The sequence below is a fragment of the Petrotoga sp. Shatin.DS.tank11.9.2.9.3 genome, from assembly GCF_003665005.1.
Classification (GTDB): domain Bacteria; phylum Thermotogota; class Thermotogae; order Petrotogales; family Petrotogaceae; genus Petrotoga; species Petrotoga mobilis.
Genome location: NZ_JGVT01000007.1, coordinates 132,530 through 150,080, shown reverse-complemented (window position 1 = coordinate 150,080; position 17,551 = coordinate 132,530). Strand labels below are relative to the sequence as shown.

14 protein-coding genes are annotated in these 17,551 nt (G+C 34.5%); 8 read left to right on the top strand and 6 right to left on the bottom strand.

Annotation, left to right across the window (positions count from 1 at the left end):
• Positions 1-351: 351 nt before the first annotated feature.
• From thrC to BZ25_RS08825, 4 genes are all read right to left on the bottom strand, one after another.
• On the bottom strand, positions 352-1,416 hold the full coding sequence (gene thrC / locus BZ25_RS08840; RefSeq protein ID WP_121567537.1) for a threonine synthase: 1,065 nt from the start codon (positions 1,414-1,416) through the stop codon (positions 352-354).
• Entirely contained in the window at positions 1,403-2,698 is a 1,296-nt protein-coding gene (locus BZ25_RS08835) for a homoserine dehydrogenase (protein ID WP_121567536.1), read from the bottom strand. The genes thrC and BZ25_RS08835 overlap by 14 nt, the downstream gene beginning before the upstream one ends.
• A 427-nt stretch (positions 2,699-3,125) precedes the next feature.
• Positions 3,126-4,085 (bottom strand): carbohydrate kinase, encoded by a 960-nt coding sequence (locus BZ25_RS08830; protein ID WP_121567535.1) that lies wholly within the window; start codon positions 4,083-4,085, stop codon positions 3,126-3,128.
• A 10-nt stretch (positions 4,086-4,095) separates the two neighbouring features.
• On the bottom strand, positions 4,096-5,031 hold the full coding sequence (locus tag BZ25_RS08825) for an aldo/keto reductase (RefSeq protein WP_121567534.1): 936 nt from the start codon (positions 5,029-5,031) through the stop codon (positions 4,096-4,098).
• A gap of 161 nt (positions 5,032-5,192) precedes the next feature.
• Between BZ25_RS08825 and BZ25_RS08820 the strand changes: the two genes are divergently transcribed.
• The 5 genes from BZ25_RS08820 to BZ25_RS08800 all read left to right on the top strand — a co-directional run bounded on the left by BZ25_RS08820 (position 5,193) and on the right by BZ25_RS08800 (position 11,301).
• Positions 5,193-7,199, top strand: coding sequence for an HD domain-containing phosphohydrolase (locus BZ25_RS08820; protein ID WP_121567533.1), 2,007 nt, complete (start codon positions 5,193-5,195; stop codon positions 7,197-7,199).
• A 249-nt stretch (positions 7,200-7,448) separates the two neighbouring features.
• The gene (gene groES, locus BZ25_RS08815) at positions 7,449-7,718 is read left to right on the top strand and encodes a co-chaperone GroES (RefSeq protein WP_121567532.1); all 270 of its coding nucleotides are present in this window, start codon (positions 7,449-7,451) and stop codon (positions 7,716-7,718) included.
• Positions 7,719-7,741: 23 nt separating this feature from the next.
• Complete coding sequence (gene groL / locus BZ25_RS08810) at positions 7,742-9,364, top strand: chaperonin GroEL (protein ID WP_012208977.1); 1,623 nt, start codon at positions 7,742-7,744, stop codon at positions 9,362-9,364.
• A 128-nt stretch (positions 9,365-9,492) separates the two neighbouring features.
• Entirely contained in the window at positions 9,493-10,662 is a 1,170-nt protein-coding gene (locus BZ25_RS08805) for a DUF401 family protein (protein WP_121567531.1), read from the top strand.
• A 21-nt stretch (positions 10,663-10,683) separates the two neighbouring features.
• The gene (locus BZ25_RS08800) at positions 10,684-11,301 is read left to right on the top strand and encodes a phosphatase PAP2 family protein (RefSeq protein ID WP_121567530.1); all 618 of its coding nucleotides are present in this window, start codon (positions 10,684-10,686) and stop codon (positions 11,299-11,301) included.
• Between the two features lies 1 nt (position 11,302).
• Here BZ25_RS08800 and fsa read toward each other — a convergent pair whose 3' ends face one another.
• Together fsa and BZ25_RS08790 are read right to left on the bottom strand one after the other, a co-directional pair.
• Positions 11,303-11,968 (bottom strand): fructose-6-phosphate aldolase, encoded by a 666-nt coding sequence (fsa, locus tag BZ25_RS08795; RefSeq protein WP_121567529.1) that lies wholly within the window; start codon positions 11,966-11,968, stop codon positions 11,303-11,305.
• Positions 11,969-12,019: 51 nt separating this feature from the next.
• Positions 12,020-12,682 carry a Crp/Fnr family transcriptional regulator gene (locus BZ25_RS08790; protein ID WP_121567528.1) on the bottom strand — a complete coding sequence of 221 codons (663 nt, stop codon included), beginning with the start codon at positions 12,680-12,682 and terminating at the stop codon, positions 12,020-12,022.
• A 164-nt stretch (positions 12,683-12,846) separates the two neighbouring features.
• Between BZ25_RS08790 and hcp the strand changes: the two genes are divergently transcribed.
• From hcp to BZ25_RS08775, 3 genes are all read left to right on the top strand, one after another.
• The gene (gene hcp / locus BZ25_RS08785; protein WP_199676880.1) at positions 12,847-14,478 is read left to right on the top strand and encodes a hydroxylamine reductase; all 1,632 of its coding nucleotides are present in this window, start codon (positions 12,847-12,849) and stop codon (positions 14,476-14,478) included.
• A gap of 156 nt (positions 14,479-14,634) precedes the next feature.
• Positions 14,635-16,047: a TldD/PmbA family protein gene (locus tag BZ25_RS08780; RefSeq protein WP_158584894.1), complete on the top strand. Its 1,413-nt coding sequence runs from the start codon at positions 14,635-14,637 to the stop codon at positions 16,045-16,047.
• The gene (locus BZ25_RS08775) at positions 16,047-17,381 is read left to right on the top strand and encodes a TldD/PmbA family protein (protein ID WP_121567526.1); all 1,335 of its coding nucleotides are present in this window, start codon (positions 16,047-16,049) and stop codon (positions 17,379-17,381) included. The genes BZ25_RS08780 and BZ25_RS08775 overlap by 1 nt, the downstream gene beginning before the upstream one ends.
• The last annotated feature ends 170 nt before the right edge of the window (positions 17,382-17,551 follow it).

The following is a 17,551-nucleotide window of genomic DNA, read 5'->3' as shown; positions in this document are numbered from 1 at the left end:
GAAAAAACTAAATCTCAACCAAAGGAAACATATGAAAGTTTAAACATGGTAAAATTGAGAGAAGAAACACCCCAGAGGGGTTCAAGGAAATAAACATCCTTAAGAGGAGGAAGCCTGTCCTCGTGGATAAATTATACAACATTCAACTAACAAAAAGCAAATCAATTTCTAAGACATAAATACTATCTAACCATTACACTATTTCAACGACAATTAATTGTGATCTAACACGACTTTACCTATGAACTTAGTACCGGTCCTGTGCAAACAATGAAGATTGAATGTTTGTATATGGGAATAAATCTCACCTCCAAAACTCTTAGTACTATTTAAACCATTACCTCTTGAAAATTACAGCCCTATCAATTTCAATATAGTTTCCATTTCTGGTTCTACTGGATTGACCTTTGGTATCACTCTTATCGCGGTATCGGGATCCTTTAATCCATGTCCCGTGAGTACCGCAACAATTTTACTTCCTTTTTTTATCTTATCCAATTTGATCATTTTTTTAACGCCCGCTACCGAAGCTGCAGAAGCAGGTTCTGCAAACACACCTTCGAGTGATGCCAATTCTTTATACGTGTTCAATATCTCCTCGTCGGTGACAAAATTTATAAACCCTCCGGATTCTTTTGCGGCTTCTACGGCTTTCTCCCAATTGACCGGATTCCCTATTCTTATGGCGGTTGCTACAGTCTCTGGATTTTTTATGATCTGATTTTTTACGATAGCGGCTGAGCCTTCTGCTTCAAAACCGATCATCTTGGGTAACTTGTCTGTTTTGTGATCTTTAAAGTATTCTTTGAAACCTCTCCAATAAGCCGTGATGTTTCCTGCATTCCCCACTGGAATCGCCAATATATCTGGAGATTTACCACCTAATTGATCACATACCTCAAAAGCCGCACTTTTTTGACCTTCTATCCTATATGGATTAAGGGAGTTCACCAGGGTTATAGGGTAATTATCGGCGATCTTTCTCGTAATCTCTAAGGCGACGTCAAAATTACCTTTTATCGGTATAACTATAGCTCCATGCATTAGAGCCTGCGATAATTTTCCTAAGGCGATCTTTCCTTCAGGAATTATGACCGCTGTTTTTAACCCTGCCCTACTTCCATAAGCTGCAGCAGAGGCAGAAGTGTTGCCGGTAGAAGCACAGATTATAGCTTTATCACCATTCTGAACGGCTTTGGTTACAGCTAACGTCATTCCCCTGTCTTTAAAAGACCCCGTAGGATTAGCACCATCATATTTTAGATAAAGCTCAATATCCAAAATATTACTTATTTTTTCTGCGAATATCAAAGGAGTGTTCCCTTCTTGCAAAGTAATTATCTCTGTTTTCTCATCGATGGGCATGTACTCTTTATAAGCATTTATTATACCGGGCCAAAAACTAAAATTTCTCATCGAAATCCTCCACCCTTATTATATTTTTTATTTCTATCACATCATCTATTTCTTTCAATGAAGCAATGGCTCTTTTCAAGTTTTTCTCTTTGATTGGATGCGTCTGTAAAAATATTGGTACAACAGGATTAAGTCTTTGCTTTTGAATTACAGAAGCGATGCTAACTTCGTTATCTCCAAAAGCTTTAGCTATTTTTGCAAAAACACCGGGTTTGTCATTCACTCTCAATCTTATATAGAAGGAGTTTTCAATCTCATCTATCTCAATTAACTTCAAGCCGTTTAACCTTCCGATACTGTATTCGTTTTCAATATGGTATTTAATACTCTTGGCAGCTTCCATAATATCTGCAACAACCGCACTCGCAGTTGGCATTTCTCCGGCACCTTGTCCGTAAATCATTATATCTCCAACGGCGTCTCCGTGAATCTGTACGACGTTGTATACACCGTTGATTTTTGAAAGAGGGCTATTTTTAGAAATAAAAGTCGGATGTACCCTTATATCCAATATCTTGTCTTCATACCTTTTCCCAATAGCCAACAATTTGATAGTATATCCTAATTCCTCAGCTATTTCTATGTCTTCCCTTTCTATTCTATCAATCCCTTCTACATAGATTGAATTAACATCTATAAAACTTCCAAACGCTAATGAAGACAAAATACTTATTTTATATGTACTATCCAAACCACTTACATCAAAATATGGATCGCTCTCCGCATAACCTAGACTTTGCGCTTCTTTTAAAGCCTCTTCAAAATTAATAGATTTTTCTGTCATTTGAGTCAAAATGTAATTTGTGGTCCCGTTTAGAATTCCATAAATTCTTTCAATTTTATTTGCAATCATGGACTCTTTCAGAGTTTTAATTATAGGGATTCCTCCACCTACGCTTCCTTCATAATACACTTTGGCATTATTGTTCTTTGCTAGTTGAAATATTTCTCTACCATACTTGGCTAATATTAACTTATTGGCTGTTACAACATTTTTATGACGGTTGATAGCTTCTTTAATGTAATCTAATGTCGGTGTTTCTCCACCAATTAACTCCACCACGATCTGAATTTCAGGATCTTCTACGATCTCTTTATAATCTACAGTAAGCAATGAAGCATCCACACCGTACTTTCTCATTTTGTCCTTTTCTTTCACCAAGATCTTTTTGATCTGAATTTCCTCACCTAGTTTTCTTTCTATATCTTCTTTCTTGGTTTTGAGAATATTGTACACCCCACCGCCAACCGTACCGTACCCAAGAAGTCCGACTTTAATCATTGTATCTCCCTCCCTTTTCACTCATAATACCTAACCCCGGATGTTGATAGTTGAAAAAGTTATGAACTATTTTCTTGAGTTATAAAAGTGACTGTTTAAAACGTTTTTAATGGAATGAGTTCAATAATAATTTGGTTTTTCAACAATATTATCGACATACTTTTCAACTTTCAATGTTCAAAAGTTTTTTTCCACTAAGTTTGTCGATATCTTAGTCGAAAACAGAGTTGACAATCAAAGTTATCAACATAAAATTCGATAAAATACTTTAAAAATTTTTTTGAACATTTAAGTTGATAACGAGGTTCAAAATTTTTGGCACTTTTGAACTTAAACAAAATCTCATTAACAAAGAAAAACAGAACTTTTGAACTATCAACATTACACTATCTTCACTACTATCACATAATTAAATATAAAAACAACTTTATAAAAATTCAAACTGACTAACTTCAGATAAAGTTGGCATAGCACTCGCAGCCCCTTGTCTTGTAGCAACAATAGCAGCACATTTATTGGCAAAGTCTGCATATTCAACAAGTTTTTCTAAAGAAATCTTAAGAAAATCATTCTTAGATAAATTCTTCAATTTATACAAAATACCTGCCATAAAAGAATCTCCACAACCTACAGTTTCAGCAACCTTTACTTTATAACCAGGAACTCTTCTAATAATAGTATCTTTATAAACTAAAGAACCTTCACTTCCTAAAGTCACAAACAAAATAGAACCTTCTTTGATGGAAAGTGTGTTAATAGCTTCTTCAACATCTTTTTTTCCAGTTATATAAAACAAATCATCATCGCTCATCTTCAATATATCAACCTTTTTAATTATATTCTTTATAAGACTGTTGTAACTTTCCCTATTTTTCAACAAAGACTTTCTAATGTTAGGATCAAAAGAAGTTACCAAATCACCAGAAACAAAATTGTCAAACAATCTAATCAAAGTACTCGATGTAGGTTCATCTATAAGAGCTATAGAACCAAAGTGAAAGATATTAAATTTTTCATAATCCAAATTCTCTACATCTTTTAATTTTAACTGTGTATCCGCTGCATTATCTCGATAAAACTCATACTCAGCCTTTCCTTGGACATCAACCGCTGCAAAAGCCAAACAAGTTTTCAACCCCTCAGCCGTAAAAGAATAGTCAGTATTCACTCCATTTTCTTTTAAATACTCAAAAAGAAATTTACCAAATTGATCTTGAGCTATCTTCGTTAAAAAAGAAACATTGGCGCCTAACTTTGCAAGACCTACAGCCACATTAAAAGGAGATCCTCCAGGTCGCTTTTCAAAAAGCTCACTTTCTCCAAGACCTTTGTTTGGAGATTTCGATATAAAATCAAAGAGAATTTCACCAGCACAGAGAATAGCCATATATTGCCTCCTATTCACCAACTATTTTTTCGATTTTTAGATAAATGTCTTCGCTAAGTTCCCAACTTCCCGCTTCAATATTTTCTAAAACATGTTTTTCATCTTTTGAACCAGCGATAACGGTAGATACTTGTTTGTGATGTAATAACCAATTTATAGCCATCTGAGACAAGGGCCTTCCAATTCTATTGGCTAATATCTTTAATTCTTCAACCTCTTCTACACTTTTGACAAAAAGCTCCCTATTTTTAAATATTTCATCCATAGCTCTAGGATCCTTCTTTGATGGTTCATAATCCTTGGAAATCTTTCCTGTCAGCAACCCTTTGGCAAGAGGGCTGTAGGGAATCACCGTTAAATCATACTTATCAACTACTGGAAACAGCTCCTTTTCAACGTCTCTAACCAATAAGTTGTAATAATTTTGTGTGGAAACAATATCCACATACTTTATCAACGTTTCTATTTGTTGCGCACTAAAGTTAGACACACCGATGTATCTAGCTTTTTTGCTATCTAAAATCTGTTGTAACGCCTCTGCAGTTTCTTCTAATGGAGTGTTGGGATCGGGCCAATGAATTTGATATAGATCAACATAATCACATTTTAGTCTTTTCAGAGAATCATCTATTTCCTTCAATACCCTTTCTTTTTTTAAATTATTCCTAATTCTTCCCTTTTGGTCCCATTCTAATCCGCATTTAGTAGCGATGTAAAGATCTTCTCTCTTTTTTCCTTTCAAAAATTCACCAACTATTTCTTCCGATTGACCTCGACCATATGCAGGGGCGGTATCAAAAAAGTTAACTCCATTGTCGTAAGCTAAGTTCAATATTTTAACGCCATTTTCCTTCTCAATTGGACCCCAATTTCCACCTAATTCCCAAGCTCCGTATCCTACAACAGATACGTTCATATCTGTCTTTCCAAACTTTTTGAATATCAAAAAAACCACTCCTTTTATAATTTGATTCTTAACTTCAAATACTTCAGATAACCCTTGTTATTATTATACCATATCGAAAAATTCATTAGTTTTTTCAAATAGATTCACAAATATGATAAAATTATGTATAAGCAAAAAAAATTAAAGGGAGTTCACCTATTTTGAAACCTAAAAGTGTTATTATAACTTTAATTTTTACTACTATCACCATTTTTGCTTTTTCGGAAAAACTTAATATCATTTTAGGCGAATATTACCCAGATGTGTACATAGATAATGGTAAATTAGAAGGCTTTGTGATTGATATTCTGAACGAAATAGAAAAAAACTCAGATTTAACCTTTGAAATAACGGTAAAAAATTGGACAGATGCATACGATACCTTTTTAAATGACGAAAATTACGACTTAATAGGACTAATAGCACCAACTCCAGAAAGAAAAGATACTTTAAAATTTTATAAAACCGTTATTTTTGTTGACTCATTCATAATGACGAGGTACGATAACGATTATACCTACGAAGAACTAAAAAATTATCCAGTCGGGGTTTTAGATGGTAGCTTTTTAATAGATGTTCTAAAAAACGAAGGATTTAAAGATATTAGAGTGTACCAAACAAATGAAAGTGTCATATCAGATCTGCTGAACGAAAAATTATCTTCTGCTGCTATAGAAGATGAAAGAATAGTTTCACACTATATCATAGCAAACAATTTAAAACCTGACATTCGATATGTGAAAGTATTTGATTCGACACCTCTAACCTTTGCCTCCAAAAAGAACAGTGAAAAAGAAGAAACCTTGCAGATATTTGAAAGTACCCTCAATAATGTTCTAAAAAGCGAAGGTTTTGATCTAATTAAAAATTTATGGGTTGGAATAAGTACATCTTTAAGTGTTGAACGTCAAAAAAGCATCAATAGAATGCTTATTACTTTTATAATAATTTTGATTGGTTTTGTTGTTACCTTGGTTTTCTTTTACTTTAGAAATAGAAAAATGGTTAACACCATACACAAGGCAAATATGAGACTAAGAAATTCTTATAAGGAAATTAGTGATCTTAGCCATAAAAATAAAGAATTGAGCGAAAAGCTTGTAAAGATGTATCAAATATTTTATTCTTTCATTGAAAGCGAAGATACAAAGACGATTTTGAATAATGCTATAGAAGGTTTAGTTAAATTGATACCAGAAGCCGAAGCAGGAAGCATAGGACTCATCACCGATCACCAATGGAAAATTTACGCCGCATATGGATTCAACAAAGAAATATACAATTTCACCATTCCTGTTGATAAAGTCATAAAAGTTGGGAAACATGTTCAAGAAGTTCATAATTTGGATTCATTTAATGAAGATCTTTCAATGGAAAATACCAATATATTAACCAAATCTGGTGCGACTAATTTGGCAAGTAGCTTAATTATGGACTTATACAGCAAAGAAAGATTTATAGGTAACATCTCGGTAAATTCAAAGGCAAATATGAAATTTTCTGATACCTCAAAAGAAGTAATGGAAATATTCGGAAGATTGATTGAAATTTATATGGATCTTAAATTTGAGGAAAGAGAGGCTATTGAGGCCTATAACTACTCTTTAAAAAAACTTAGTGATGTGGCAGAACGTTTTGATATGGAAACTTCTGAACATATGAACAGAATAGGCCAAATAAGTTACGAAATAGCTAAGAATTTAGGTTTAGATGAAAATTTTGCTCAAGAGATAAAAACATATGCATACTACCATGATATTGGGAAGATACTAGTTCCTATTGAAATTTTAAGAAAGAAAGGTTCTTTAAATGATTCAGAATGGGAAGTGATGAAAAAACATACCGAATATGGGGCAGATATAATCGGAAATGCAGAAATTTTTAAAGTTGCAAGAAACATCGCACTCTACCATCAAGAAAGATACGATGGAACGGGATACCCCTTTGGCTTGAAAGGGGAAGATATTCCGATTGAAGCCAGGATAGTCGCTGTGGCAGATGTGTACGATGCACTCAGAACTGAAAGGCCATATAAGAAAGCTTATTCTCATGAAGAAAGTATGAAAATATTATTAGAAGGAGATAACAAAACTTCTCCAGAACAGTTTGATCCTGAAGTATTAAAAGTATTTGTCAAAATAGCGGATAAATTTAAAAATACGTATTAATAAGATTACAAAAAAGTTAAACTACCAGAAAAAACGAGCAATTTGGAGGAAAACCGAGAAAAAACGAGATTTAGCCTTCTAATCGAAAATAATCGCTTTTAATCGACTATAATCGTCCATAATTGGATTTTTTGAATCTTGATACTTTTATTTATATGTGTTATGATACATATGAAACTTAGCACTCTTAATATTTGACTGCTAAAAAACAAAAATAAAAAATTGAAATAAAAAAGGGGGTATCATCACATGACAGTGAAACCATTAGGAAACAGGCTACTCATTAAACCCATTACCGAAGAAAGAAAGACTGAAGGTGGTATAGTACTACCAGATTCAGCAAAAGAAAAACCTCAAAAGGCAGAAGTTAAAGAAGTTGGGAAACTAGATGAAGATTATGATTTAAAAGCGGGAGACAAGGTAATCTTTTCTAAATATGCAGGAACTGAAATCAAGATAGATGATGAGGATTATATCATCATTGATGTGGAAGACGTACTAGCAAAAGTAGAAGACTAAAAAACAGGAGGTGTTGAGATAAGATGGCAAAAATGTTGAAATTTAATGAAGATGCAAGAAGAGCTTTAGAAAGAGGCGTTAATACAGTTGCAGATGCTGTTAAAATAACTTTGGGACCTAAAGGAAGAAACGTAGTTTTAGAAAAGAGTTGGGGATCTCCAACTATCACAAATGATGGTGTTTCCATTGCTAAAGAAATTGAATTGAAAGATAAATTTGAAGCACTTGGAGCAGAATTAGTTAAAGAAGTAGCTTCCAAAACAAATGACGTTGCGGGAGATGGAACAACTACCGCTACAGTTTTAGCCCAGGCTATGATTCAAGAGGGATTGAAAAATGTTGCAGCCGGTGCTAATCCAATATTGATGAGAAACGGTATCGCTAAGGCTACAGACAAAGCTGTAGAACAGATAAGGAATGCCAGCAGAAAGTTATCGAGCAAAGAAGACATTGCCCACGTTGCTTCTATATCTGCCAATAACGAAGAAATTGGAAATATTATTGCAGAAGCTATGGACAAAGTCGGAGAGGATGGAGTTATAACTGTCGAAGACTCTAAAACTCTTGAAACTTATGTAGAATTCACAGAAGGAATGCAATTCGATAGAGGATACATCTCTCCATATTTTGTAACAAATACAGAAAAAATGGAAGCAGAAATGAAAGAACCTTATATATTAATTACAGATAGAAAGATTTCAGCTGTAAAATCAATAGTTCCAATTTTAGAAAAAGTTGCTCAAGCTGGGAAACCGTTGGTAATAATTGCTGAAGATGTTGAGGGAGAAGCTCTTTCTACATTGGTTCTCAATAAGCTAAGAGGAACATTGGAATCAGTAGCTGTTAAAGCTCCTGGTTTTGGAGACAGAAGGAAAGAAATGCTAAGAGATATTGCAATTTTAACCGGTGGTACTGTAATATCCGAAGAAATTGGTCTCACCTTAGAAGATATTTCCATTAATGATCTTGGTCAAGCTGATTTGGTAAGAGTCGCAAAAGAAGATACTATCATTGTTGGAGGAAAAGGTGAACCTACAGCAATAAAAGAAAGAATAGCACAGATAAAAGCTCAAATTGAAAATACAAGTTCTGATTACGAGAAAGAGACATTACAAGAGAGATTAGCAAAATTATCTGGTGGAGTTGCAGTAATTAAAGCTGGAGCGGCTACAGAAACTGAGTTGAAAGAAAAGAAACATAGAATAGAAGATGCTTTATCTGCGACGAGAGCAGCTGTAGAAGAAGGGATCGTTGCAGGTGGAGGAGTAACGTTACTCAGAGCAAAGAAAGCTGTTGAGGAATTCGCAAACACATTATCAGGAGATGAAAAAATAGGTGCTCAATTAGTAGCCAAATCTTTAGACGCTCCTGTAAAACAGATAATCAGAAATGCCGGTTTAGAACCTGCTATAATTATTGAAAAAATAATTGAAAAAGATGATTCAAAATATGGATATGATGTTCTAAAAGAAAGATATGTAAATATGTTTGAATCTGGAATAATTGATCCAACCAAGGTTACAAGAAGTGCACTTCAAAATGCTGCATCGATTGCTTCCATGCTTCTAACAACGGAAGTTTTGGTAGCGGAAGAACCAAAAGAAGAAAAAGGTCCAGAAATGCCAGCAACACCAGATATGTACTAAATTTAGACAGTAGTAAAAAAAACGCCCTGAAAGGGGTTCAAGGATATAGGCGTGCCATTGAATATGGCACGTTTTTTTATGGTATAATAAAATAGTAAGTTTCACTAACAAAAAACGAGGTGAAAGATTTGGCAGTAGTTTCCATATTATCAGGTTTGATTAGTATGGTGATATCTATAAAATTGATAAAAAAAGTCCATTGGGCTATTCTTGTTGCAACAATTGTAACTGCGCTAGTTTCTTTGAATTTGAATTATATTGGTAGTAGTTTCCTAGAAACTATTACACAAAGCGATTTTTACGAAGTGATAGTTGTTATCTTTGGAATATATCTACTATCAGATACTATGAAGGCAAGTGGAAACTCACAAAAATTCGCCAAAAACATAAGAACATTATTCAATTCAAGACAGGCTGTCGGATTGATGCCTATGTTACTGGGATTACTCCCCATGCCAGGAGGCGCAATGTTCACTGCACCAATGGTTAAAGATATAGCAGATGAAAGCAACATTAATAGGGTTGAAGCTACGGCGATGAACTATTGGTTCAGACATAGTATGGAGTTCTTTTGGATACTGTATCCTGCTTTAATTTTAGAAAGCGCTCTTACAGGTATAAGTTTAACAAAATTATTACTAATACAACTTCCCATAGGATTATTTGCAATTATCGGAGGTTGGATATACTTCAAAAACGGTAAAATCAGTTTAAAAAAAGACAAAAAATTATGGAAAGAACTTTTTGAATCTATTCTTCCCATATTAATTATAATCATCGGGGTAATTGCTTCTTTACCTGGTTGGCTTGTTGTTTTAGCGGTATCTTTAATATATACCTTTTATCATAAAAACTACAAAGATCTTCTAAATATAAGATGGGAAACGGTGTTGTTGCTATTGTTCGTTTTTTGGTACAAAAATTTTGTAACTGTGTCAAATTTATCCAACGATTTTGTAGAAAATCTAACTACTTGGGGAGTAAGTCCATGGTGGATAATAATGATCTCTCCGATTATTATAGGATTGATAACTGGAATAACCCAGGCAGGTTTTGCAGTTACAATGCCGATAGCTTTGTCGTTCGTTGAAGCGGGAGTTATTTCTTTGGTACCGGTTGCAATTACCACATATTTTTTCTCTGTATTGGGGGTTCTTCTATCACCTGTACATCTCTGTCTTTTACTTACATCAAAATATTTTGAAGTCGATATGTTTAGTGTTATAAAAAAAATAACAATACCCATTTTTTGTGCTATAATGGGTTATATTGTAGTAATGCTATTTTTCATCTTCTAATCAAAGGGTGGAGGAATTCACATGAGAAAACGTTTTATACTTTTCTTAATAGTGATCCTTGTTTTTTCAAGCACAATTACCGCTGAAGATACTGTAACTAAACAGAGTACCAACACGACTAAGTTCATTCTCAATTTAGATGATTTAAGCAGAAACCTAGTTCAGCATAATACTAATTCTTATTTAGATATAATTTCCAATTTTTTAACTACATATGATTATTACTTTCTTGTTGCAACACCAGTGGTGGGATACACAGTTGGTTATCTTACAAAAGATTACAGGCTAAAAAAGGTATCTGAAGATGCTATTATATCTTCCGTTATTAGTGGAGGAATAACCTTGCTAACAAAAATTGTCGTTGGTAGAGAAAGGCCATATGCTGAAGATGGTTCATTTTCATTCAAGCCATTCGCTCCCCTCACTCAAGGGGCAACTTATACTTCTTTTCCTTCAGGACATTCTGCCATTGCCTGGTCTGTATACACCCCATATGCGAAAGAGTACACTTGGTGGATTTATATTATACCAACAAGTATATCGCTTTCTCGCATCTATGAAGATGTGCATTGGCTCTCAGACGTAGTAGCTGGTTCTTTCCTGGGGTATTATACGGCATCTTACGTCTATTATTTTTAAATTAATTATTTTTGCTTTTTAGATAATCCTGATACTTCTTCCAATCATTCAAAAATCTTTCAAGACCTATATCCGTCATGGGATGTTTGAACATTTTCTCAAGCACTTCAAAGGGCATAGTAACAACATCTGCTCCAATCAAACCTGCTTCTAAAACATGCTGAGGATGTCTAACACTAGCCACGATAATTTTAGTTTCATATCCGTAATTGCTGAAGATAACTTCAATTTCTTCTACTATATCCATTCCAGTGTTTCCTATGTCATCCATTCTACCGATGAAAGGACTCACGTATGTAGCTCCTGCCTTGGCTGCAAGAAGAGCTTGTAAAGGGCTAAAAACTAAAGTCGCGTTGGTCTTTATACCTTCTTTGGATAAAGTTTTTATCGCTTTTATTCCATCGGGAATCAAAGGTATTTTAACAACCACAAATTCACTTAAATTTGCTATTTCTCTGGCTTCTTTTACCATTCCTTCGTAATCTGTGGATACCACTTCGGCACTTACTGGCCCTTCTACGGTTTCACAAATTTCCTTGATTCTTTCTTCAAATACTGCATTCTCTTTTGAAACCAACGTTGGATTCGTTGTCACACCGTCAACTATTCCCCAATCTACACCTTTTCTAATTTCCTCTATATTTGCGGTGTCTAAAAAAATCTCCATTTCTAAATTTCCCTCCCTGCTCTGATTTTTGTCATAACAATTATAGCATAATCAAGTCTTCAATTTCCTTAAGATTATTGTATTCCCACTTTTAACGAATAAGCCTTCTTTTTGCATCTGCGAAAATGCCCTCGATAAAGAAGGCCTTGTTACACCGAATAAATTGGCTAACTCTTCTAAAGTTAGAGGTATAGTTAACTCGTTGGATTTATTTTGCTGATTGTAAAGGTTTAAAAGATACATTGTGATTTTTTCTCTTATTGTATGAAAAGAGTTTACCCGTAATTTTGCAGTTACGAACTGAAACTTTTCCCCTATATCTTCAAGAAATGAAAGTAAAAGACCATTGTTACTTTGAAATAATCTTATTAAATCTTCTTTTTCAATATAAAGTATAGCAACATCTTTAACCGCTAAAACATCGACAGGTAGGAAATTATCTTTTGAAAATAACAAGGCAGAAGCTAAAATATCCGGAGATTTCATCCTTTCTACTTCTAAAATTTTCCCATTAAAATCAACCATTTCTGTGATAACTTCTCCTTCGATTAAGATTATTAATTTTTCAACTTTTTCCCCAGAAGTATAGATAAGGGAACCTTTTGAAAATTTTTTAATTGAATATCGAACATTACCAAAAATTTTCATCAATTCAGCTTTTGAAAAATTTTTAAATATCTTTAATTTACCTATCTTATCAATGTAGCTATCCATGATTCAATCACCTCAAAATTTAAAAAACAAAGTGCGTAACATTTGTTACTGACAAAATTACTCCGATTTAATTATACTTAAAATGAAAGGAAATTCAAAGTTTCTTCAATAAAGAAAGGTTTCAGTGGTAAAAAAATAAAATTTCAGATAGGAGGAAAGAAAAGATGGAGATGTTTTGTTATCAATGTCAGGAAACTTTAAGAAATGAGGCTTGTGTTGCTCAAGGTGTATGTGGAAAAAGTCCGGAAACTGCAAACTTGCAGGATCTATTGATTTACGTACTAAAAGGGATTTCCTATTGGGCTAATAAAGCAAGGGAATTGAACGTAGAAGATGAAAGTGTTGACCTTTTTGTTGCAGAAGGCTTGTTTGTAACAATAACGAATGTTAACTTTGATGAAGGAAGAATAGTTGAATACATAGATGAAGCACTAGATAAAAGAAGAATCATAGAAAATAAATTCAAAGAAGTTTATGAAAGAAAATACAACGAAAAATTTCAGGAAAAAGTACCTGATGCCGCAGTATGGAATCCGAAAGATAACAATGAAGACGAATACTTAAATAAAGCCGTTGAAGTAGGTGTTTTATCGGAATCAGACGAAGATATAAGATCGCTTAAGAATTTTCTTGTAATAGGTTTAAAGGGAGTGGCTGCCTACACCGATCATGCCTATATCTTAAAACACTCCAACGACGATATACTTGCATTCATCGAAAAGGCTTTGGCAGAAACCTTACGTGAAGATATCACCGTTGATGAATTAACGAATTTAGTGCTGAAAGTAGGCGAATATGGGGTAAACGCTATGGCTTTACTAGATGAGGCGAATACTTCTACCTTTGGAAATCCTGAAATAACCCAAGTTTACACAGGAACATACGAAACACCCGCTATTCTCGTCAGTGGCCATGATCTTTTAGATCTGTATGAAATTTTAGAACAAACTAAAGGTAAAGGAATCAAAGTATATACACATGGAGAAATGCTACCAGCAAACGCCTATCCAGGATTAAAAAAGTACGAACATTTAGCAGGAAATTTTGGAGGTTCTTGGTGGAAACAACAACAAGAGTTTGAAGATTTTGGTGGAGCTGTAGTAATGACAACGAATTGTATTCAAAAGCCAAGAAATTCCTACAAAGACAGAATTTTCACAACCGGACTTGTGGGATGGCCAGATGTTCAACATATACCAAATAGAAAAAAGGACGGTCAAAAGGATTTTACTCCCGTAATACAAAAAGCACTCGAAATTGGCCCCATCAAAAAAAGAGAGGGAAAAGCTATAACTATTGGATTTGCTCATGAACAGACAGCTCAAGTTGCTGATAAAATTGTCGAGGCAGTAAAATCTGGTAAAATAACCAAATTTTACGTCATGGGTGGTTGTGATGGAAGAAACAAAGATCGTGAATATTACACTAATTTTGCCAAAGATCTCCCAAAAAGTGCCGTTATTTTAACCGCAGGTTGTGCCAAGTACAGGTACAATATGCTAGATTTGGGGGATATTGATGGAATACCAAGGGTTATAGATGCAGGGCAATGTAATGATTCTTATTCATTAGTTTTAACCGCTTTAAAATTGAAAGAAGCATTCGATTTAAAGGATATAAACGAACTACCTATCGAATACAATATAGCTTGGTACGAACAGAAAGCTGTAACTGTTTTATTATCATTGTTGTATATGGGAGTAAAGGGAATAAGATTAGGTCCAACACTGCCTGCCTTTCTATCACCAAACGTTTTGGAGACGGTCGCAAAAACTTTTGATATAAAAACTATATAAATAATTTTATACGTATAAAAGGCGTCCAATCTTTGGCGCCTTTCTTTTTTTTAGTGGTTACAATTATAATTACTGATACAAATACAAGTTCCAAGAGGAATAAATATGATATAATATGAAAGGAAGGATTGCTAACTTTTTATAGGAGGGATAGAAGTGAATTTAAGTAATGCTCAATACTTAGAGATTTTAAACCATTCTCTTTCATCGGGGGGAGAGTATTCAGAAATCTTCTATGAAGATTTTTATGGTACCTCGATTGTTTACGATAACGGTAAAATTGAAAAAATAAATTTTTCAAGTACAAAAGGTGCAAGTATAAGGGTTGTATCAGCTGAAGAAACGATTTTTGCTCATACTAACGATCCCACATACGAGAATCTTATGAGTCTTGCCGAGACTTTGAGAAAGAACGCAAGCGAAAGGTTTGGCTCTAATAATATCGTAAAGGTTGAAGAATTGAAAGAGGCAGAAAAGAGGGATTTTGCCCCCTTTGAAATACCTTTTGACAATGTATCTGTAGAACAAAAAGTAGAAAAGGTTCTTAAAGGTGTAGAATTACTTAAGAATGCCGATAAACGCATCAAACAAATCACCGTTTCCTATGCGGATAGTAGTAGAAAGGTAAAAATAGTGAATTCAGAAGGGAAAATAGTTGAGGATATTAGAAATTATCCACGTTATGCTGCTATAATATTTGCACAGGACGAAGAAGGGAATTTGTTTAGAGGTTATTCCTCCGATGGAGCAAACATGGGATTTGAATTTTTTACAGATGAGATGATAGAAAAAGTAGCAAAAGACGCCGTCAGACAAGTAGTTTCACAAATAGAAGGAGTGGATGCTCCTGCAGGCGAATTCACGGTTGTTTTGTCTTCTGAAGCTGGAGGAACCATGATACATGAAGCATGTGGGCACGGTATGGAAGCAGACTTGGTACTTTCCGGTTCTGTGTACAGAGAAAAAGTTGGAAAGAAAATCGCTTCGGAAAAAATTACCGTTGTAGACGACGGAACAGATAAAAACAAAAGAGGGACCCTTAATTATGATGACGAGGGAACTCCTACCCAGAGGACCGTTTTAATTGAAAACGGTGTGTTAAAAGGATACATGCATTCAAAAATTACTGCCAAAAAATTCGGTGTTGAACCCACAGGTAACGGTAGAAGGGAATCTTATATGGTGTTACCCATCGTTAGGATGAGAAACACGATGATCTTACCAGGAGAAGATGATCCACAAGATATAATTAAATCTGTAAAATACGGTATATTTGTTAGAAAGATGGGTGGGGGACAAGTTGATGTAATAAGTGGTGATTTCCAATTCGGCGTTGATGAAGGTTATATTATAGAAAATGGTGAAATAAAACAATCGATCCGTGGTGCGAGCTTAGTTGGCAACGGATTAAAAGTCTTAGAAAGCATAGATATGGTTGGTAATGATTTGGGATATGGTGTTGGAACCTGTGGTAAAGACGGTCAAGGGGCTCCAGTTTCAGATGCTCAACCTACTATAAGAATACCGAAGTTAATTGTTGGTGGAATAGTAAAAGGGGGTAACAATTAATGACTAATATAAAATCAATTATAGAAAAATCCATGAAAGAGATAAAAAGTAAAGGGCTTAAAGGACAGATAAATGTATTTTCCACTGAAAGTAAGAATGCTTCTTTCAGTAATGGAAAGTTAGAGCAGTTAACCGAAGGAGAAAAAGGAGCAGCAGGTATCAAAGTTATTTCTCCCGATGGAAGAACAGCCACGTCGTCATCTAATATCTTAACAGAAGAAGGTATAATGCAAGCTGTTGAAAAAGCAATTGAAATGACTAAATATACAGAAGAAGATGAAGCAAACGACATATCAAATGACGAACAGTTTACATACATAGATTGGGCTTTTGATGCAGACACAAAGGATATGAATTTAGACGAGGTTATGAAATTAGCTCAAGAACTAGAAAAAAAGGCTAAGAGTGAAGATGAAAGGATAAAATTTGTCCGTGGTGCTGAGTATGAAGTTGCATTAACCAGGATTCATTTTGGGAATACGAATGGTCTTTACAAAAACGCTTTGTTTACAAACGCTGCCAGTTCGATTAGTTTAGCCGCAATTGAAGGAGAAGATTCCTCATTTGGTTTTGACTATCAATTATCTCAAAGCTACAGGCTTATAGACATAGACCGCATAGTGAAAAATTCTGTAGAAATGGCGGTGTCAGGTTTAAAATCAGAGGTTTTAAGTTCTGGTAGATATGATATTGTCATGAGTCCTTTCGCTTCTAGTATGTTCCTAGGTACATTGATAACTCCTTTATCGGGAGAAAATGTATACAAAGGTAAATCTTTTTTGAAAGATGAATTAGGTGAGAAAGTAGCCAATTCAGCGGTTACCCTCATACATGATCCTATGAATGGTTCTGCACCAATCATAGCCTCCTTTGACAATGAAGGAACCAATACCTCAAGATTCAACGTTATAGAAAATGGTGTCCTAAAAGGGTTCTTACATAATATATATTCTGCAAAAAAGTTGGGTGCAAAACCAACCGGCAACAGTTTTGCATCGGTGGAATCTCCAAATCCTTCCATTGGAACTATAAACCTTCATTTTATCGCTAACAAGACGAGAAAAGATATTTTGAATGTTCCGAAGGCTTTATATGTTACCAACATAATGGGTATGCATACCGCCGATCCGGTTTCTGGAAGATTCTCTGTCCAAATAAGTGGAAGATTAATTGAAAACGGAGAGTTTGTAAGAAGTTTTAGAGGGATGACCTTAGCTGGAACGCTGGAAGAGTTGTTGAATAATTTAGAATATATAGGCTCTGATTTCAAGTATTTAGGTCCAATTGCTGGTTCTACTATGTTGATAAGGGATTTAAGCGTGGGCGGTAAATAGAAGAAGAAGTCTAAAAAAGGAGTATAAGGCGTTTAATCGCTTTTAAAAGCGTTTAAACGCCTTTTTTTCGTCTTAATTGGGAATTATCTAGTTTGAGAAAGAAGGTATAATGTTGTAAGATATAATTGATAATGAAAAAAATTTCACACATTGTAGCAAATACACTGCAA

Excerpts from the sequence above, each read along its gene's own strand:
- BZ25_RS08835 (WP_121567536.1), bottom strand. The coding sequence starts at position 2,698 with ATGATTAAAGTCGGACTTCTTGGGTACGGTACGGTTGGCGGTGGGGTG.
- groL (WP_012208977.1), top strand. The coding sequence starts at position 7,742 with ATGGCAAAAATGTTGAAATTTAATGAAGATGCAAGAAGAGCTTTAGAA.
- BZ25_RS08800 (WP_121567530.1), top strand. The coding sequence starts at position 10,684 with ATGAGAAAACGTTTTATACTTTTCTTAATAGTGATCCTTGTTTTTTCA.
- BZ25_RS08775 (WP_121567526.1), top strand. The coding sequence starts at position 16,047 with ATGACTAATATAAAATCAATTATAGAAAAATCCATGAAAGAGATAAAA.
- hcp (WP_199676880.1), top strand. The coding sequence starts at position 12,847 with ATGGAGATGTTTTGTTATCAATGTCAGGAAACTTTAAGAAATGAGGCT.
- BZ25_RS08790 (WP_121567528.1), bottom strand. The coding sequence starts at position 12,682 with ATGGATAGCTACATTGATAAGATAGGTAAATTAAAGATATTTAAAAAT.
- BZ25_RS08830 (WP_121567535.1), bottom strand. The coding sequence starts at position 4,085 with ATGGCTATTCTCTGTGCTGGTGAAATTCTCTTTGATTTTATATCGAAA.
- fsa (WP_121567529.1), bottom strand. The coding sequence starts at position 11,968 with ATGGAGATTTTTTTAGACACCGCAAATATAGAGGAAATTAGAAAAGGT.
- thrC (WP_121567537.1), bottom strand. The coding sequence starts at position 1,416 with ATGAGAAATTTTAGTTTTTGGCCCGGTATAATAAATGCTTATAAAGAG.
- groES (WP_121567532.1), top strand. The coding sequence starts at position 7,449 with ATGACAGTGAAACCATTAGGAAACAGGCTACTCATTAAACCCATTACC.